The organism is Hymenobacter rubidus (assembly GCF_016734815.1).
In the GTDB taxonomy this organism is placed as follows: domain Bacteria; phylum Bacteroidota; class Bacteroidia; order Cytophagales; family Hymenobacteraceae; genus Hymenobacter; species Hymenobacter rubidus.
In genome coordinates, this window is the sequence record NZ_JAERQF010000081.1 from 1 (window position 1) to 820 (window position 820).

Sequence of the window (820 nt, forward strand, 5' to 3'; positions counted from 1 at the left end):
GCCTCGGTGCGCGACATCGTCAACATGGCCGCCATCGCCGTGGTGGATGCCCAAACCGGCAGCAAGGCGCTGTGAGTTGTAGGGGCATCATGACAACGTACAAGTCAAACCGTTAAGTCCCACAACAAGCCCCGGACGAATGCGGCGCTTGTTGTGGGACTTAACGGCTTGGCGACTAATGGATGAAGCCCACGGCCAGCGCGCCGGGCAAGTCGGCAATTGTCACGTTGCCCTCCAGTACCGGGCCCGTGTTGCCAATGCACAGGGCGCAGGCTGCGGCAATACGATTGCTGGTTTGGGGGCGGTAAAGCGTTACGCCTTTCAATTCAGATAGGCCTGCGCTGTCGCGCTGAGCTGCCGGGCGCATTGGCAAGGGACAGGCCGGCCGACGGGGTGCCGGGCTATGGGTGCACGCCCGTAAACGTACCGTCGGTAACGGCCAGGGTGGCGGTTGTGGTGCCGGGCGCAGCCGCACCAGAGAAAGTGCCGGAGTAGCTTCCATTCGCTTCCCGGAGCGTCGCGTTTGCCAGGGGAAAGGTTACGTCCACGCCTTTGGCTGTCCGGTAGCTCATCAGGGTTAGCTGGTAAGCAGTGGCGGACTGGCCCTATTTTTTGGAGAATGTTAGAAAAACCAATTCGGAGCCACTGGCGGGTTGCGGAGTGGAAAAAAGGAGAACATCCAATTGGTCGTAAGGCTGGCTCCCGACCACGGGGTAGGACTCGTTGGCCTGAACTTCGCACGTTTTATACCCGTCACGAAGTGGGTTGCGAATCGAGCAGGTGAAAGTGGAGGGTGAGTAAGGACGCGAGTTCGTGCCCG

2 protein-coding genes are annotated in these 820 nt (G+C 60.2%); both read right to left on the reverse strand.

Annotated features, from left to right (window positions below):
- Positions 1-175: 175 nt before the first annotated feature.
- On the reverse strand, positions 176-367 hold the full coding sequence (locus JKL48_RS22865) for a hypothetical protein (RefSeq protein WP_201987732.1): 192 nt from the start codon (positions 365-367) through the stop codon (positions 176-178).
- Between the two features lie 34 nt (positions 368-401).
- Complete coding sequence (locus JKL48_RS22870; RefSeq protein ID WP_201987733.1) at positions 402-572, reverse strand: putative Ig domain-containing protein; 171 nt, start codon at positions 570-572, stop codon at positions 402-404.
- Between the last annotated feature and the right edge of the window lie 248 nt (positions 573-820).